The organism is Streptomyces sp. SID13726 (assembly GCF_010548375.1).
In the GTDB taxonomy this organism is placed as follows: Bacteria; Actinomycetota; Actinomycetes; order Streptomycetales; family Streptomycetaceae; genus Streptomyces.
This window is the reverse complement of the sequence record NZ_JAAGLY010000918.1, coordinates 1-379: the sequence shown is the minus strand read 5'-3', so window position 1 is coordinate 379 and position 379 is coordinate 1. Positions and strand designations below refer to the sequence as shown.

At 69.7% G+C, this 379-nt stretch carries 1 protein-coding gene; it reads left to right on the top strand.

Annotated features, from left to right (window positions below):
- On the top strand, positions 1 to 379 hold a 379-nt coding region (locus G3I78_RS50985), incomplete at both ends, for an ABC transporter transmembrane domain-containing protein (protein WP_275424964.1).

Below are 379 nucleotides of genomic sequence, written 5' to 3'. Positions count from 1 at the left end.
CTGGCCACCCGGGGCGTGGACGCCCTCGACGACTACTTCTCCCGCTACCTGCCCCAGCTGGGGCTCGCGGTGGTCGTCCCGGTGGCGGTCCTCGCCCGGATCGTCACCGAGGACTGGGTGTCGGCGGCCATCATCGTGGTCACCCTGCCGCTCATCCCGCTGTTCATGGTGCTGATCGGCATGGCCACCCAGTCCCGGATGGATCGCCAGTGGCGGCTGCTGTCCCGGCTTTCGGGGCACTTCCTGGACGTGGTGGCAGGGCTGCCGACGCTGAAGGTCTTCGGGCGGGCCAAGGCCCAGGCCGAGTCGATCCGCAAGATCACCGACGACTACCGGCAGGCGACGGTGCGGACCCTGCGCATCGCGTTCCTGTCCTCCT